The organism is Actinokineospora sp. NBRC 105648, assembly GCF_030269645.1.
In the GTDB taxonomy this organism is placed as follows: Bacteria; Actinomycetota; Actinomycetes; order Mycobacteriales; family Pseudonocardiaceae; genus Actinokineospora.
Genome location: NZ_BSTR01000003.1, coordinates 74791 through 90224, shown reverse-complemented (window position 1 = coordinate 90224; position 15434 = coordinate 74791). Strand labels below are relative to the sequence as shown.

General features: G+C 70.1%; 12 protein-coding genes and 1 pseudogene. 4 read left to right on the top strand and 9 right to left on the bottom strand.

What is annotated here, in order from left to right:
- Window positions 1-36 precede the first annotated feature (36 nt).
- Window positions 37-618: a TetR/AcrR family transcriptional regulator gene (locus QSK30_RS03560; RefSeq protein ID WP_285499490.1), complete on the bottom strand. Its 582-nt coding sequence runs from the start codon at window positions 616-618 to the stop codon at window positions 37-39.
- Window positions 619-721: 103 nt separating this feature from the next.
- Here QSK30_RS03560 and QSK30_RS03555 point away from each other — a divergent pair, with 103 nt between their 5' ends.
- The gene (locus tag QSK30_RS03555; protein ID WP_285499489.1) at window positions 722-1648 is read left to right on the top strand and encodes an NmrA/HSCARG family protein; all 927 of its coding nucleotides are present in this window, start codon (window positions 722-724) and stop codon (window positions 1646-1648) included.
- 17 nt (window positions 1649-1665) lie between these two features.
- Here QSK30_RS03555 and QSK30_RS03550 read toward each other — a convergent pair whose 3' ends face one another.
- Window positions 1666-2628, bottom strand: a complete 963-nt coding sequence (locus tag QSK30_RS03550) for a zinc-binding dehydrogenase (RefSeq protein ID WP_285499488.1) — start codon at window positions 2626-2628, stop codon at window positions 1666-1668.
- Between the two features lie 79 nt (window positions 2629-2707).
- Here QSK30_RS03550 and QSK30_RS03545 point away from each other — a divergent pair, with 79 nt between their 5' ends.
- Window positions 2708-3334, top strand: a complete 627-nt coding sequence (locus tag QSK30_RS03545; RefSeq protein ID WP_285499486.1) for a TetR/AcrR family transcriptional regulator — start codon at window positions 2708-2710, stop codon at window positions 3332-3334.
- Window positions 3335-3394: 60 nt separating this feature from the next.
- Here QSK30_RS03545 and QSK30_RS03540 read toward each other — a convergent pair whose 3' ends face one another.
- On the bottom strand, window positions 3395-3988 hold the full coding sequence (locus tag QSK30_RS03540; protein WP_285499484.1) for a DUF2867 domain-containing protein: 594 nt from the start codon (window positions 3986-3988) through the stop codon (window positions 3395-3397).
- Between the two features lie 124 nt (window positions 3989-4112).
- Window positions 4113-4823, bottom strand: coding sequence for a VOC family protein (locus QSK30_RS03535; protein WP_285499482.1), 711 nt, complete (start codon window positions 4821-4823; stop codon window positions 4113-4115).
- A gap of 209 nt (window positions 4824-5032) precedes the next feature.
- On the opposite strand from QSK30_RS03535, the gene QSK30_RS03530 reads away from it, so the two are divergent.
- Window positions 5033-5656, top strand: a complete 624-nt coding sequence (locus tag QSK30_RS03530) for a VOC family protein (RefSeq protein ID WP_285499480.1) — start codon at window positions 5033-5035, stop codon at window positions 5654-5656.
- Between the two features lie 1306 nt (window positions 5657-6962).
- On the opposite strand, the gene helR is transcribed toward QSK30_RS03530, so the two are convergent.
- The 5 genes from helR to QSK30_RS03505 all read right to left on the bottom strand — a co-directional run bounded on the left by helR (window position 6963) and on the right by QSK30_RS03505 (window position 13114).
- Window positions 6963-9152, bottom strand: a complete 2190-nt coding sequence (helR, locus tag QSK30_RS03525; protein ID WP_285499478.1) for an RNA polymerase recycling motor ATPase HelR — start codon at window positions 9150-9152, stop codon at window positions 6963-6965.
- A 126-nt stretch (window positions 9153-9278) separates the two neighbouring features.
- Window positions 9279-10502, bottom strand: a complete 1224-nt coding sequence (locus QSK30_RS03520) for a glycosyltransferase (protein WP_285499476.1) — start codon at window positions 10500-10502, stop codon at window positions 9279-9281.
- A 311-nt stretch (window positions 10503-10813) separates the two neighbouring features.
- A complete protein-coding gene (locus tag QSK30_RS03515; RefSeq protein ID WP_285499474.1) occupies window positions 10814-11197 on the bottom strand; it encodes a peptidase inhibitor family I36 protein in 384 nt (127 codons plus the stop codon).
- A gap of 323 nt (window positions 11198-11520) precedes the next feature.
- Window positions 11521-12465, bottom strand: coding sequence for a hypothetical protein (locus tag QSK30_RS03510; RefSeq protein WP_285499472.1), 945 nt, complete (start codon window positions 12463-12465; stop codon window positions 11521-11523).
- Window positions 12466-12658: 193 nt separating this feature from the next.
- Window positions 12659-13114 (bottom strand): hypothetical protein, encoded by a 456-nt coding sequence (locus QSK30_RS03505; RefSeq protein WP_285499470.1) that lies wholly within the window; start codon window positions 13112-13114, stop codon window positions 12659-12661.
- A gap of 355 nt (window positions 13115-13469) precedes the next feature.
- On the opposite strand from QSK30_RS03505, the pseudogene QSK30_RS03500 reads away from it, so the two are divergent.
- Window positions 13470-14818: pseudogene (locus tag QSK30_RS03500) on the top strand (FAD-dependent oxidoreductase).
- Window positions 14819-15434: the final 616 nt, after the last annotated feature.

The window sequence follows — 15434 nt, the reverse complement described above, 5'->3', positions numbered from 1 at the left end:
GGCTCACCGGCCGTCCGGGGCAGCCCGCCGTTCGGCTCAGTTCCGCGGGCTCAAGTTCTGCGGGCTCAGTCCCGCCACGGCCAGCCGGAACAGCCGGTCGGCCCGGGCGGCGTGGTCGGGGTAGTGCTCGGTGGCCAGGACGATGCCGACCACCAGCGTGATCAGGTCCGCGACCGTGACGTCGTCGGCCACCACGCCGTCCTCGGCGGCTCGGCGCAGCAACGGGTCCGCCGCCACCTCCAGGGCCGCCGAGCAGCTGTTCTGGTGCACCGGGTCCGACTCGACGCCGTCGTAGGCCAGCGCGGCCGCCAACCCCCGGGCCGAGACGGAGTAGTCGACGACCTCGGTCAGCCAGTCCAGGAGGGACTCGCGGCTGTCCCCGTGGCCGGTCAGGTCGCGGGCGCGGGCGCAGAGGACCTCGATCCGCTTGCGGGAGACCGCCTCCAGTAGCGCGCGGCGGGTCGGGAAGTGCCTGCGCACGGTCGCCGAGCCGACCTCGGCGGTGCGGGCGATCTGCTCCAGGGAGGCGCCCGCGCCGTGGGTGGCGACCTCCGCCTCGGCCACGGCCAGGATCCGGGCGAAGTTGCGCCGGGCGTCGGCGCGCTGGCGGTCGGGCACGGCGCCTCCCTCCGCGGGTTGCTAAGTGGCGGGCCCCGCCGTATCGTACCGGAACATAAACGGCGGGCCCCGCCACTTAGTCTCGATCACCCTGGGGAGCACCATGTCCACCGAAGATTCCGCACCCGTCCTGGTCACCGGGGCCACCGGCAGGCAGGGCGGCGCCACCGCCCGCGCCCTGCTGGCGGCCGGGGTTCCGGTCCGCGCCCTGGTGCGCGACCCGTCCGCCGACCGGGCCAGGGCCGTCGAGGCGCTCGGCGTCGAACTGGTCACCGGCGACCTGCACGACCTCGATTCCGTCATCCGGGCGGCCAAGGGCGCCCGCGCCGTCTTCTCCGTGCAGATGCCCGCGATCACCGCGCAGGGCTTCGACTTCGCCGGGGAGGTGGTCCAGGGCGCCAACCTGGTCGAGGGCGCGAAAGCCGCCGGGGTGCCGCAGTTCGTGCACACGTCCGTCACCGGCGCGGGCAAGCAGACCTCGGTTCCCGGCTGGACCGAGGGTCGTTGGTCGCGGATGGAGCCCACGCTGGGCGCCAAAACCGCGATCCAGGACCGGGTCCGCGAAGCGGGCTTCACGAACTGGACGCTGCTCAAGCCCGGCTTCTTCATGGAGAACTTCCTCCCGTCCATGAAGTTCCTGTTCCCGCGCGGCGTCGAGGGCGGCCTGGTCAGCGTCCTGAACCCGGACACCCGGTTGTCGCTGGTCGCCGTCCGCGACATCGGCAGCGCCGCAGCGGCAGCCATCACCGCACCCGAGCGGTTCGACGGGGTCGAACTGGAACTGGCGAGCGACTACCTGTCGATGACCGAGATCGCCGAGGTCCTCTCCCGCGCGCTGGGCACGCGGCTGTCCGCACCCGACATGACCGAGGCGGAGGCCCTCGCCGCCGGGATGCCCGCCATGGGCGCAACTCACGAGTGGCTGAACGTGGCGGGCCAGCCGGGCCGCCCGGAGTACGCGCGCGCCTTCGGCATCCCGCTCACCAGCTTCGACACCTGGGCGCAGGAGCACCTCCGAGCCGACGCCTGACGCCCTCCACAGTGGACTCAGCTCGCGATGGTCGTCAGCACGATCCTGCCGAACACCTCCCCCGCCGCCATCTTCTGGTGGGCCAGAACGGCTTGGTCCAACGGCAGCACCTCGTGCACCACCGGGCGCACCTCGCCGCGCCCCGCCGCGGCGAACAGCTCCGCGATCACCCCGCGACGGTCGGCGTCGGACACGGTGGCCCCGCTGAAGGTCGCGAACGACATCGACCTCTGGAACGCCGCGAACAGCTGCGCGCCGAAGTCCGCGGGCGGGTCACCCGCGACCGCGCCGACAGCCACCATCCGGCCGTTCGGGTTGAGCTTCGCGAAGAACGAGGGCAGACCCGCACCCGCGACGACGTCGATGATGACGTCGTACCCGGCCTCACCACCGCCGCCCGCGCGATCCAGGACCTGGGTCGCCCCGAGTTCGCGCAGCCGATCGCCGCGCTCGGCTGAAGAGGTCGTGACGGCCACCGCACTCGCACCGCCGCGCACTGCGAGTTGGACCGTCATGATCCCGATGCCACCGGCCGCGCCACGCACCAACACCGACTCGCCGGGAGCGAAGCGGGCATGCCGGAGGCCGAAGTGGGCCACCGCGCCAGAACTCCCCAGGGTCACGGCGTCGATCGCGGAGATGTCCCCGAGGAGTGGAACGAGCGTCACGTCAGGCGCGATCACGAGCTCGGCGTAGCCGCCACCGACCCCGGCGAACGCCCACACCCGCATGCCGACCCACGACCCGTCGACGCCACTACCCACCGCGGTCACCGTGCCCGCGATCTCGCCGCCGAGGACGTGCCCTTCCACGAACCCGTAGGCGGCGAGGGCGCCGCTCCTGATCACGGCGTCGACACCGCCGACACCGATCGCCTCAGTCGCGATCAGCACCTGACCGCGGCCCGGACGCGGGTCGGGGAGATCGACGACCGCCAGCCCCTCAGGACCGCCGAACACCTGGACCGCCACTGCCTTCACTTGTCATCTCCGCGCTCTGACCGGACCGGGACGGCGGACGTTAACGGACGCCGCCGTCCGGTTCGCTAAAGTGAGAGCGGTGACCGACCGTTTGCCTCGCACCCCGCGCTCCGACGCCCGGGACAACCGCGAACGCATCCTCGACGCGGCCCGCGCGGTATTCGCCGCAGCGGGTCTCACCGCCCCGATCCGCGAGATCGCCCGCCGCGCCGGAGTCGGCCCGGCCACCCTCTACCAACACTTCCCGACCAAGGAATCGCTGGTCACCGAGGCTTTCGCCGACCAGATGCGCGCCTGTCAGGTGATCGTGGACGAGGGACTCGCCGACCCGGACCCCTGGCACGGCCTGCGCCGTGTGATCGAGCAGATCTGCGAACTGCACGCCCGCGACCGGGGCTTCACCGCCGCCTTCATGTCGACCTTCCCCAACGCGATCGACTTCGCGGTGGTCCGCGAACGATCCCTGAGCTCGGTCGCCGAACTGACCCGCCGCGCCAGGGAAGCGGGCACCCTGCGCCCCGACGTGGTCGTGGACGACGTGATCCTCGTGTTCATGGCCAACAGCGGCATCCACGTCGGCTCGCCAGCCGCCCGGATCGCGGCCTCCCGACGGTTCGCCGCGCTCGCGATCCAGGCACTCCAGGCCACCCCGAACCCAACCCCCCTCCCCCCAGTGCCGCGCTTGGCGCCGGTTCCGCTGCTCTGACCATCCTCATTGGACAGCAGGCGATCGGCGTCGCGCACCACACAACGAGACACCCAGGTTCTAGGTCGTCTCGCTCGGCGGGGTCGCCTGCCACGCCTGGCCGAAGTGCCGGATCAACGGCGGGTAGACGATCAGGTGCCGGAACGGCGCGATGGCCAACATGTAGGCCTGTCCGAGTCTGCCGTTCGGTTTGACCAGCACGGCCATCTGGCCCCGGTAGCCACCTGCGCCGTCGGGGACCCAGGCCAGGTGCATGACCGCGTGCACTGTCCGATTGGCGACCTCCGCCGCCCATTCGGTCTCGGTCAGGTAGACGGAAGTGAAGGGGCGGTTGGCGAACACCGGACCTGGCGGCGCCGCCAGCAGGTCGGCGGGCAGCCGATCGCGCAGCGTCGCCACCCGGGAGCCGAGGCCGGAGTCCGGGGCGTCCCAGCCGAACCACGTGCCCAACCTCCGGCGGATCGCGATCAGCGCACGGGCGCCGCGGGAGGGCGTGTCGGCGGAGTCGCGGTTCGCGGCGAGCCGCACCAGGCGGGGGAAGTCGTCGGCGCCGCCGGGGGTGGGCAGTGCCCAGACGTCCTCGAGGCGGAAGTCGGGGGCGATCTCGTGGATGCGCCACGGCCGAAAGGTGTGCGCGGTGTCGGGGAGCCGCATACCGTTGTCTCCGTCCGTTCGGTGGACGTAAGCCGATGCGGCCCCAGGAAAGACAGTGCCGGTCCGCTATGGATCATTGTCCGGGCTCCGCGCGAGACCCGGACCGTGATCCGTCACACAGGCCCTATCGCGGGGGCAGGACGCAGAACTCGTTGCCGTCGGGGTCGGCCATGACCACCCAGTCGACCTCGCCCTGGCCGACGTCGACGCTGATCGCCCCCACGGAGGTCAGCCGGTCGACCTCGGCCCGCTGATCGCCGCCCGCGGGTGGGGCGAGGTCGAAGTGCAGCCGGTTCTTCCCGGTCTTCGGGTTCAGCGGCGGGCCGCCCCAAGTGATCTTGGGGCCGCCGTGCGGTGACCGGATCGCGGTCTCCTGGTCCTGGTCCCAGACCAGCGGCCAGCCCAGCGCCGCGCTCCAGAAGTAGCCGACCTCCTGCGAGCCATCGCAGGCGAGCGCGCCGACGAACCCGCAGTCCGCCAGGAAGTTGTTGCCCGGCTCGATGACGCAGAACTCGTTGCCCTCCGGGTCCGCGAGGACGACGTGCTCCTCCTCCGGGAGCTGCCCGATGTCGATGTGCCGGGCGCCGAGCTCGAGCGCCCGCGCGACCGTCCGCCGCTGGTCCTCGAGGGACGTGCTGGTCAGGTCGAAGTGCGCCTGGTTCTGGCGGGACTTCGGCTCGTCGGTCGGCAGGAAGCGGAGCTGGAAGCCGGTGTCGTCACTCGGCAGGAGCACGACGTCGTCGACCAGCTCCCAGCCCAGGAGACCGGCCCAGAAGCGCGCGAGGCGGGGCGGGTCGTTCGCGTCGAAGCAGAGGGCCAGGAGGTGAGACGTCATCGCGCTCCGCATCTCCGATCCGCCGGCTGGAAGCCGACACCGTGGGCAAAATGCGACGCTAGGCGCTCCCGGCCCCGGTGCGCAAACGATATGGCGCCGCGGGGACTCACTCGACCGGCACTGGACAGCGGCGCCACCGACGACCCGGCGCCGAGACCGGTCAGGAATGGAGAAGCACTGGTCACCGGCTCGCGCCTAGCGTTGCCGGCATGACCTCACTGGACAGCATCACCCTCGAGGTGGCCGACCTCCCGGCCGCCGAACGCTTCTACGCCGCCTTCGGGCTGGGCGACCGGCTGCGCCTGCGCGCCTCGACAGAGCCGACCACCGGCTTCCGCAGGTTCACCCTGTCGCTGGTGGTCTCCCAGCCCGCCGACGTCCGCACCCTGGTCGACGCCGCCGTCGACGCCGGGGCGACGGTGCTCAAGCCCGTCGCGAAGTCGATGTGGGGCTACGGCGGGGTTGTGCGAGCTCCAGATGGGACGATCTGGAAGGTCGCGACCTCCGCCAAGAAGGACAACGGCCCCGCCACCCGGCGGATCGACGACGTCGTGCTCCTGTTGGGTGTCAACGACATGGCCGCGAGCAAGCGGTTCTACCTCGACCACGGCCTCACCGTGGCGAAGAGCTTCGCCCGCGTGTACGTCGAGTTCGACTCCGGCACCAGCCCGGTCAAACTGGCCCTGTACCGCCGCCGCGCCCTCGCCAAGGACGCGGGCGTCACCTCCGAAGGCACCGGATCCCACCGGATCGCCCTCGGCGCCGCGGCCGGACCCGTGACCGACCCGGACGGGTTCACCTGGGAGACCACCTCGATCCCCGCCCAGTCCTGATGTGCCTCTACGGCAGACCCGTCACCCACACCCAGAACGGTGTCCACGGCGCGTCCGATTCACCGGACGACATCGAGCCCCCACCGCCACCCGCCGAAGAACACTCGACAGGCAAGGAAAACCACCGCGCCGCGCCCCCGACGGGATCACCGACGACCGACACCACTGGTCAGCAGAACCGGCGGAATGTCCGTGAGATCGTCGCCTGACCCACACCGAACACGTCCGGACCGTCGCACTGTCCACAGGTGATCAACACTTCTGAACAGGCCTCTAGACCTCCGTATAGGTCTTGTAGTTGATGTAGGCGTTGAGGTCGCAGTACACGGTCGAAGTACCTCCGGATCCGGAGACCGGTCCGTAGTGCCAATATTCGAACCCGTTGTCAAACCGATGGCATCGAATTGTGCCCTTGAACCACCCGCCGGTGCAGGTGACGTCAGCTCCCCAATGTCCACCGCTACCTTGGAACTCGTGGTAGGTGCAACTCCGGGAGGGGAGCGCGGCTGTGTCCGGTATAGCAGAAGCAGTCGAGCCGAACACGACCAGTGCACCGGCTGCGATGGCGAACGACGCGACAGCTACTGAGATACGCCTCAAGGTTTGCAATTCAATATCTCCAGCCACTCGTTGTGGGCGTACATCCCGTGGAGGCAGCATGCAGGAAGTCCGCTGGTCTGCGCGTTGCAGTGCACACGCAAATCGGCGGGATGGCCAACTGGCGCCGCCCAGGCCGCGCAACGGTCGCCAGAAGTGGACGCGCTCGCCAACGGCACTCAAGGACGGCAATGCCGACACGCACTGGCAATCGCGACCGATTTCCCGAGCATGGACATCCAGCTCCGCAATCCTGCGCGCACCCCCACCTGGTTGATATTTTTACGATTGACTCCAATGAACGATATGAGGCTAGCGCATGCCGACGGGCGAAGTCTTGCGCTGTTCGGGTACTTCCCGCAGGTTCAGGTCCCCGGCACGCCACGTTCTTCGCAAGATTGGATCGCAGAGCAGTGTGTTACCCAGGGCGGTCGAGGTTCCTCGCTTGAGCCGCTACAGGTCCAGCACCAATCGGCGGAGTAGCCCGAGGCAAATCATCGTGGATTCCGTGATCGGATAAAGAAATTGTCGGACGAAACATCGCCATGACCCCTGGAAACAGCTTGGCGCACCACCACGACACCCGCGCCCCACAACAGACAAGCCCAGGGCCCACACGAAGGCAGTCCACCTGATCGAGCCCCGCTCTTGCCCGGGCAGGTGGCAGGCGGTGGCGCTCGACCGAGAGCGCCACCGCGGATCCGTTGGGCTACACGGGATCGGCAGCGAGGGCAGAGACCTCGGTGAGTCCGGTCAGGGCTTGGGGCAAGGGACCCCGGTGCAGGACACCGAGGCGTTGAGTGGCGCGGGTGAGGGCGACGTAGAGCTCGGCCGCGCCGCGGGGGCCCTCGGCGAGGATCTGCTCCGGTTCCACGACCAGGACCGCGTCGAACTCCAGGCCCTTCGTCTCCGACGCGGGTACCGCGCCCGGCACACCGTGCGGTCCGATCACGACGCTCGTGCCCTCGCGGTCGGCCTCGGCCAACACGAACTCGTCGATGGCCGCGGGCAGGTCGTCGTCGCCGACCCGCCTGGACCACGGCTGGACACCGCACGCGCGCACCGACTCCGGGGGCTGGACGCCGGGGGCGAACTCCGCGAGCAGGGCGGCGGCGATGGTCATGATCTCCGCCGGGGTGCGGTAGTTCACCGACAGCGACCGGTAGACCCAGCGGCCGGGGACGTACGGGTCCAGCATCGCGCCCCACGAGGTCGCGCCCGCCGCCGACCGGCGTTGGGCGAGGTCGCCGACCACCGTGAAGGACCGGCCGGGGCAGCGCCGCATCAGCACTCGCCAGTCCATTTCGGACAGTTCCTGGGCCTCGTCGACCACGACGTGCCGGTAGGTCCAGTCCCGGTCCGCGGTGGCCCGCTCGACCAGGTCGCGGGTGTCCTGCTCGACGAAGCGCTCGGCCAGGTCCTCGGCGTAGAGCAGGTCGGTGGCGTACAGGTGGTCCTCGTCGTCCATCGAGTCCTGCCTGCCCATCATGCTGTCCAGCACGTCGGCGGCGTACTTGGCCTGGACCTGGCGCTCCCGCTCGGCGGCCTGGTCGACCGACTTGTCCCGTCCCAGCAGGTCGACCAGCTCGTCGAGCAGCGGCACGTCCGACACGGTCCAAGCGGTGCCGTCGGTGCGCGCGAGCACCGGATCCCCACCGGCGGCGCGCAGCCGCTCGGGCGAGCTGAAGAGCGGCCCCAGTACCGTTTCCGGGGTCAGCACCGGCCAGAGCTCGTCGAGCGCGGCGGTGAACGTGTCGTCGTCGGCGAGTTCCTTCAGCAGTTCCGAGCGCAGTTGCTCCCAGCCCTCGCGGTCCGAACGGGTCAGCCAGCCCCGGCCGATCCGGGAGGTCGCCCGCTCGGTGAGCACGTAGGTGACGATCTCGGCGAACACCGCGCGGGCCTCGTTGTGCGGCAGCCCGCTCGCGCGGGCCTCCTCCCGGGCCCACGCCGCGGTCTCGGCGTCGATCCGCACCGTGGCGGTGCCCAGTCCGATCGGCACCGGCTGCTCCGGCAGCCGCTGGTACTGGGCGACCGCGGTGGCGAGCACGTCGAGGATCTTCAGCGATCCCTTGAGCCGCGCGGCTTCCGGGGGGTCCTCGGCGGTGACGCGCAGGCCGGGGACGAGGTCGCCGGTGGTCATGAACACCACGTCGGACTCACCCAGCGAGGGCAGCACCCGGCCGATGTGGTTGAGGAACGCGGGGTTTGGCCCGACCACCAGCACACCGTGGCGTTCCATCCGCTCCCGCTGGGTGTAGAGCAGGTACGCGACGCGGTGCAGCGCGACCACGGTCTTCCCGGTGCCCGGACCACCCTCGATCACCAGCACCCCGGGGTGGTCCAGCCGGATGATCGCGTCCTGCTCGGCCTGGATCGTGGCCACGATGTCGCGCATCCCGTCGCCGCGCGGGGCGTTGACCGCCGCGAGCAGCGCCGCGTCGCCCTGCTCGCCACCGCCCGGGCGGCCGAGCACCTCGTCGGTGAAGTCGACCACCTGGCGCCCGCGGGTGTGGAACTGGCGGCGCCTGCGCATGTTCTCCGGGGTCACCGCGGTGGCGACGTAGAACGCGCGCGACGCGGGCGCGCGCCAGTCGAGCAGCACCGGCTCGTAGTCGTTGTCCTCGTCGAAGAGCCCGATCCGGCCGATGTAGGAGTGCTCCCCCGACAGGGTGTCCAAGCGGCCGAAGCACAGCCCGTTGTCCGCGACGGCGAGCCGCCTCGCCTCCTTGGCCGACGCGCGCACCTGGTCGTCGCGCTCCATCGGTGTGCCACCGGTCCCCCGCAGCGCCGCGGTGTACTGGCCCTTCACCCGGGCGCGCTCGGCGTCGAGCCGGGTGTAGAGCCCGGCCACGTAGCTCCGCTCGGACCGCAATTCCTCTTCATACCCCTGAATTGACACATGCCCCTCACAGCGGCTAATCTGACCTTGCATTCGGCGGTTCTCCATTGGGTTTGTGGAGGCACGCCGATTTTTTATTGTCCACCTCATGTCAAGTCCGCGCACGCCACTTCCCCGGCTCGGGGATCACGCGGACGGCCTTTCCCAGCCGACCGCGTCGACCAGCAGCGCCGCGGCCACCGCCGCCCCGTCGGTGCGGACCGTGCCCGCCACGGCGCTCGCCCGGGCACGGGTCCCGGGCTCCAGCGCCGCGCCGAGCGCGGCGGAGAGCGACTCCGCGGTCGGCGTCGGCCCGTCGTGCGCCGCGCCGATGCCCAGGTCCACCACCCGGCCCGCCCAGTACGGCTGGTCCGTCGCCTGGGGCACCACGACCTGGGGCGCGCCCGCCGTGGCGGCCGCGGTGGTCGTGCCCGCGCCACCGTGGTGCACGACGGCGGCCACCCGGCTGAACAGCGCCTGGTGGTTGACCTCGCCGACGGCGAGGCAGTCGTCCCGGTCGTCGACCAGCGCGAGCCCACCCCAACCACGGGAGACCACCGCCCGGCGCCCGTGCGCCCGGACCGCTTCCATGGCGACCTGGCCGATGTCGTCCTGCGCGTGCAGGGGCATGCTGCCGAAGCCCACGTACACCGGGGGTGGGCCCGCGTCCAGGAACGCCACCAGTTCGGCCGGGAGCGGGCGGGTGTCGGGCACCGTCCACGCGCCGGTCTGCACGACGTCGAGGTCCGGCGTCGGCAGCCACGGGTCCAGCACCGGATCGGTCGCCAGCCACGGGCGGTCGCCGATGACGTAGTCGCGCACGCCGTCCACCGGCGGCAAGCCGACCGCCGCCCGGCTCGTGTTGAGCGCCGCGCCGAACAGCGCGTCGATGCTCTGGGCGTCCAGCTCCCACAGCACCCGGTTGTCGGTCACCCCCGGCGGGAACGGCCTGCCCGGGTACGCCAGCGGTCGGTGGCGGGGCGAGGGCAGGGTGAGCTGCTGGAAGGTCACGGACACAGCGGGGATGCCCAGTCCCTCGGCCACCGACCGCGCCCCCGCCACAGCGGGCACCATGCCGGTGGCCACCATGACATCACACCCCTCAGCCGCCTCGGTGACCGCCGCGAACTGCCGGGCGATCAACTCCGCCGCACGCTGGGGCAACGACGACGGCGCGGGCGCGGCCCTCGTGAGGGCACTCGCCGACTGGCCCACCGGCACCATCGGCACACCGACCTCAGCCAACCGCCCCGAGAAGTCCGGCGGCGCGCACACCCGCACCTCCACGCCGAGAGCGCGCAACCGCACCGCGAGTCCCACCACCGGTTCGACGTCCCCACGCGACCCGTACGTCGACAACACCACACGCACTTCGGAGCTCCCCTGTTCCACCGGTTCTGGCTTCGGCCGGTGATTCTGGGGCACCACCGGGGCCTTGCCGCAAGCCCCCCAGTGCGCTATAAGTTGGATGTGGAAGGAGCGGGTACGCCCCCTTCCCAGTGGCCCAACACCACCTCAGCACCACCACACAGCATTGAACCCGGGGGTTCCCGGCCGCCTGGTCGTCGCGGTCCGGGGCGACGGTGCTCGCCTCGGCCGGGTTGCCCGAGCCTGCCATGACAACGGGAATGGCGCCCCGGAGGAGTTCCCTCCGGGGCGCCATTCCGTTTGCGGACGCGCGATCAGTAGTGGCAGTTGTGGGGGTACAGCACCACAGAACTGGCCCGGTTGTCCTCGCTCGCGCTCAGGTTGCCCTGCGCACCGAAGAACACCGTGGTGACTTCCGGCTCCAGGCCGTTGTAGCCGTCGCAGAGGGTGAAGGCGGCGCTCGCCGTCCGGTTCCAGAACGACGTGGCCGCGTTGTCGATCCCCTGGCCGCCGAGGTTCGGCGAACCGTAGCTGAACCAGGCGATCGTCCCCTGCCCGTTGGCGTTGGCGAACAGGCAGAACGAGCCGCTCGGACACCGGTCCCACCCGGTGGCCGCGTTGGCGGGAGCCACCGCCAACCCCACCGCGGCAACTGCGGTGCCTGCCACGACCATCGCTCGCATGACATTCTTGCGCATGGCGAACTCCTTCACGAAATGACGGCAGAGCGCGGCCACCGCAACACGACACCCGATTCACGCATCCCCAGATGCGAATGCCCTGCGCCGCGGCGCGACCCGCCAAGGCGCCCCCAGTGGCCGCCCGTTATCTGTCTAGTTGCTCAAGCCACTCCGCACAACCCCGATGACCGCGAACAACCCGACCGGATCTCCCAAAGGAAACTCGGGTGGTGCCCGGCGAATTCTCGGTTGACACCCGATGACCAGCGTCAAACACCGGGAAATGCCATTGTCGCGGACACGAGAGCGCTCCGCGTGAAGTTCGGCACGGTGAGCCGCGATCAGGCGGTGAGGGTTGTCCGCGCGCCGATGGCGATCTTGGCCGCGAGGCCGCAGGAGTCGACGTCGCGCGACGGCGGGGTGTAGCGCACCCGGACCGTCTCCACCGCGCCCTCGGTGTCGCCCGCGACCGGGCGGACCGGCAGCACCAGCCAGCAGGCACCGTCGCTGAATCGGCTCAGGGTCACCGCTTGGCCCTCGATGGTCTTGTGTTCGCGGAACTCCCCGGCGCCGCGCCCCTCGCTGGACAAGGACACGCTCAGCCGTAGGTCGTTCCCCTGCTCCCACACGCAGTGGTGCGACACCGGGAGCCGTCGCCGTGCGGTCCCAGCCAGGCCGGGAGTGCCCGCGACGACGTCGGCCGGGGCGGCGGCGCACGGGTCGGCAGTACGGGCCGTCGGCGCGCTCACCTGGTGGTGGGCTACCGGCCGCCCGGAGTTCAGGCTGGTGCGCAACGACTTCAGCTGGGCGTCGACCGGGGTGCACGGGGTGCCTGTGGTCACGGGATCGCCCAGCACCTCGAGGCGCACCGCCACGCGGGAGCCGCTGGGCAACGTCAGCAGCTTGCGGCACTCCGACTCGATGTCGACCTGGGTGATGACCGTCGCGCCGTCGTCCGCGCGCTGGGTGTCCACGGCGAAGGACTCCGGGGAGAGCGGGTCTTGCGCGCCCAGGTGCAAGGTCATCGGTGAGAACCCGGCCCGCGGGTCGGCGATGCCCGCGTAGCAGCCGTCGTACCCCTCGGGCTTGGCCTGGGTGGGAGTGCCGAGGGCGGAGAGCACCCCGGGGTCGATCAGGGAGCACCAGTCGACGGTGGAGTAGTCGCCGAAGACGGCGTCCGACACCGGTGCCGGGGGCGCGGGCGCCGGGCCCGCGGCCTCGGTCGAGGTGGGCGTGGAGCAGGCCGCCAGCAGCAGGAGTGCGGGCAGGGCGAGGGCAGGACGCATGGTGTTCCCCAGTTCGAGCGCGGTGCCCGGTCGGGCCGCGCGCGAGCGTGGGAGTACCCGACCGGTCGACCTCAGGTCGTGGCAGCCGGTTGATCGTCCCAGTGGCACATTTCGTTGCAGCGACGTCGGTGGCGCGCGTCGGTGGCCGTGGCGCACTCGGGCGCGCCACGGCCACCGACGGGTCACCGCCCGCTCACCACCAACCCGAGCACGAGATGGTCGAGTTGTTCACCTGCGCGCAGACCCGGAACACCCGGCTGGACGAGGAACTGGTCGGGTAGGCAGGGGTGGTGATCACGCCCTGGAAGGTGGTGGTGAACGGGCCGCACTGGATCCAGCTGGAGCCCGCGTTGTTGCTCACGTCCATCCACACCTTGCCCACCTCCCCGCTGTTCAGGTTCGGCTGCAGGCGGCCCCAACCCCGGACCTGACCGCTCACCGTCCCCACGTTCAGCGCGTAGGACGCCGTGCCGTACGGGGAGTAGTCGTTCACCGCCGCGGACCCGTTCACCGCGGTGCCCTGCAGGGAATCCGGGATGTCGATGAACCCGTTGACACCGCCCGCGCAATTCGCCGGACTCGCCTGCGCGGCGCTCGCCGGACCGATCGCCAGGAATCCCGCCGAGACGAGAAGGCCTGCCACGCCCATGCCGAAAATCCTGCGTGTCCTACGCATAATTTCCCCAGTCTTAGAAATGCAGGAACCCCGCGCGAGAAGCGCAACGGATCCACCCCAGTCGTCTCCTCGACGATAGCAACACGTGCCAACGACGTCCAGCAATTGCGCTTGGACCCGAGTGCGGCCACAAATACTTCTTTGCCTGTTCACACCAATGGACCACGCGACACATACGGGCTGGAACCGGTCGAGGATCGGTCGCGACGGGACCCCCGAGCCGTCGACCACCGGGACGGGCGGCACCGTAGCCGGGATCACAATAAACTAAGGCTAGGCTTACCTTAGTCTGGACGCAGCACCCACGACCATACCCCAGGAGTCCCCGTTGAGCCGTCCCCTGCGAATCGCCGTGGTCGGCGCGGGCCCCGCCGGGATCTACACCGTCGACGCGCTCCTCAAGTCCGGCGCCGAGGTCAGTGTGGACATCTTCGAGCGGATGCCCGCGCCCTTCGGCCTGATCCGCTACGGCGTCGCACCCGACCACCCGCGGATCAAGGGCATCGTCGACGCCCTGCACCGGGTGCTGGAGAAGCCGGGTGTCCGGCTGTTCGGCGACGTCGACTACGGCACCGACCTCAAACTGGAGGAGCTGCGCCAGTTCTACGACGCCGTCGTCTTCGCCACCGGCGCCGTGGCCGACCGCCCCCTGGACATCCCAGGCACCGACCTGACAGACAGCCACGGCGCCGCCGACTTCGTCTCCTGGTACGACGCCACCCGGACGTCCCCCGCGACTGGCCACTCACCGCCCGCTCAGTCGCCGTCCTCGGCGTCGGCAACGTGGCCCTCGACGTGGCCCGGGTGCTGGCCAAATCGGCCGAGGAGATGCTGGTGACCGAGATCCCGGACAACGTCCACGCGGGCCTGGCCGCCAACGCCGTCACCGACGTGCACGTCTTCGGCAGGCGCGGACCCGCCCAGGCCAAGTTCACCCCGCTGGAACTGCGGGAACTAGACCACTCGCCGACCGTCGAGGTCATCGTCGACCCCGAGGACATCGAGTTCGACGACGGTTCCATTGCCGCGCTGCGCGCCTCGAAGCAGGTCGACATGGTCGTCAAGACCCTGCAGGAATGGGCCATCCGCGACATCGGCACCCGTCCACGCAGACTCCACCTGCACTTCTTCCACTCCCCCACCGCCATCCTCGGCACCGACGGCCACGTCACCGGCCTGCGCACCGAACGCACCGAACTGACCGGCGACGGCACCGTGCGCGGCACCGGCACCTTCCACGACTGGGACGTCCAAGCGGTGTACCGAGCGGTCGGCTACCTGTCGACACACCTGACCGACCTCCCGTTCGACCACGTCACCGGCACCGTCCCGCACAGCCAGGGACGCGTCCTGGACATGGACGACACCCCCATCCCCGGCGTCTATGTGTCGGGCTGGATCAAGCGCGGCCCGATCGGCCTCATCGGCCACACGAAGGGCTGCTCCTCGGAAACGGTTACCGCACTCCTCACCGACGCCCCAACCCTGCGCCCAGCCGCCCACCCCGACCCCAACGCCGTGGTGAGGTTCCTGAACGAACGCGGCATCGAGTTCACAACGTGGCAGGGCTGGAAGAACCTGGACGCTTACGAACGAGCACTGGGCGCACCCCACGGCCGAGAGCGGATCAAGGTAGTGGAGCGCGCAGAGATGATCCAAGCCTCCCAACAAACCTGACCACACAGACAAACACAAGACGTATAGCCCTTCAATCCCCCAGCCCTCATCCCTTAGCCCTTAGCCCTTAGCCCTTAGCCCTTAGCCCTTAGTCTTTCAGTTCTTAATCCCTAAATGCCAAGCCCGCTGGTACGCAACACCCGCTACGCCAGTGCTCGATTGGGTGGACTGCCTTCGTGTGGGGGGAGAGCACCGCTAAACTTGCCGTGTGGTGGGGATGCCCTTCACCCCACGCTTTTTTCGCCACCGCGGTGCTCTAGGGGCCCCACGCGAAGGGAGTCCAGCCAATCGAGCCCCGCTCTTACTCGGGCAGCTCGTGGGGTGTGCCGCACGCCGACCTACGGTCGACCTTGTTGGCGGCTCATCGCATGGGCTGCCCGATTTACAAGCAGGGCTCGATCTAGTGAACTCGCTTCGTGCGGGGCCCCTAGAGCACCGCGGTGGAGAGCAAGGGGCAGGGTAAGGGCATCCCCACCCACGGCAAGTTTAGCGGCGCTCCTCCCCCACACGAAGCGAGTCCACCAGATCGAGCATCCGTAACGGGACTCGCGTTCCAGCGGGGTCGGCCTGACCGCTGCGGTTTGCTGGGGGATGGGATTCGCTTGGGTGTCAGCGG

What these genes read in the sequence shown, in the direction of transcription:
- QSK30_RS03555 (WP_285499489.1), top strand. Translation starts at nt 722, where the DNA reads ATGTCCACCGAAGATTCCGCACCCGTCCTGGTCACCGGGGCCACCGGC.
- QSK30_RS03540 (WP_285499484.1), bottom strand. Translation starts at nt 3,988, where the DNA reads ATGCGGCTCCCCGACACCGCGCACACCTTTCGGCCGTGGCGCATCCAC.
- QSK30_RS03535 (WP_285499482.1), bottom strand. Translation starts at nt 4,823, where the DNA reads ATGACGTCTCACCTCCTGGCCCTCTGCTTCGACGCGAACGACCCGCCC.
- QSK30_RS03530 (WP_285499480.1), top strand. Translation starts at nt 5,033, where the DNA reads ATGACCTCACTGGACAGCATCACCCTCGAGGTGGCCGACCTCCCGGCC.
- QSK30_RS03515 (WP_285499474.1), bottom strand. Translation starts at nt 11,197, where the DNA reads ATGCGCAAGAATGTCATGCGAGCGATGGTCGTGGCAGGCACCGCAGTT.
- QSK30_RS03510 (WP_285499472.1), bottom strand. Translation starts at nt 12,465, where the DNA reads ATGCGTCCTGCCCTCGCCCTGCCCGCACTCCTGCTGCTGGCGGCCTGC.
- QSK30_RS03505 (WP_285499470.1), bottom strand. Translation starts at nt 13,114, where the DNA reads ATGGGCGTGGCAGGCCTTCTCGTCTCGGCGGGATTCCTGGCGATCGGT.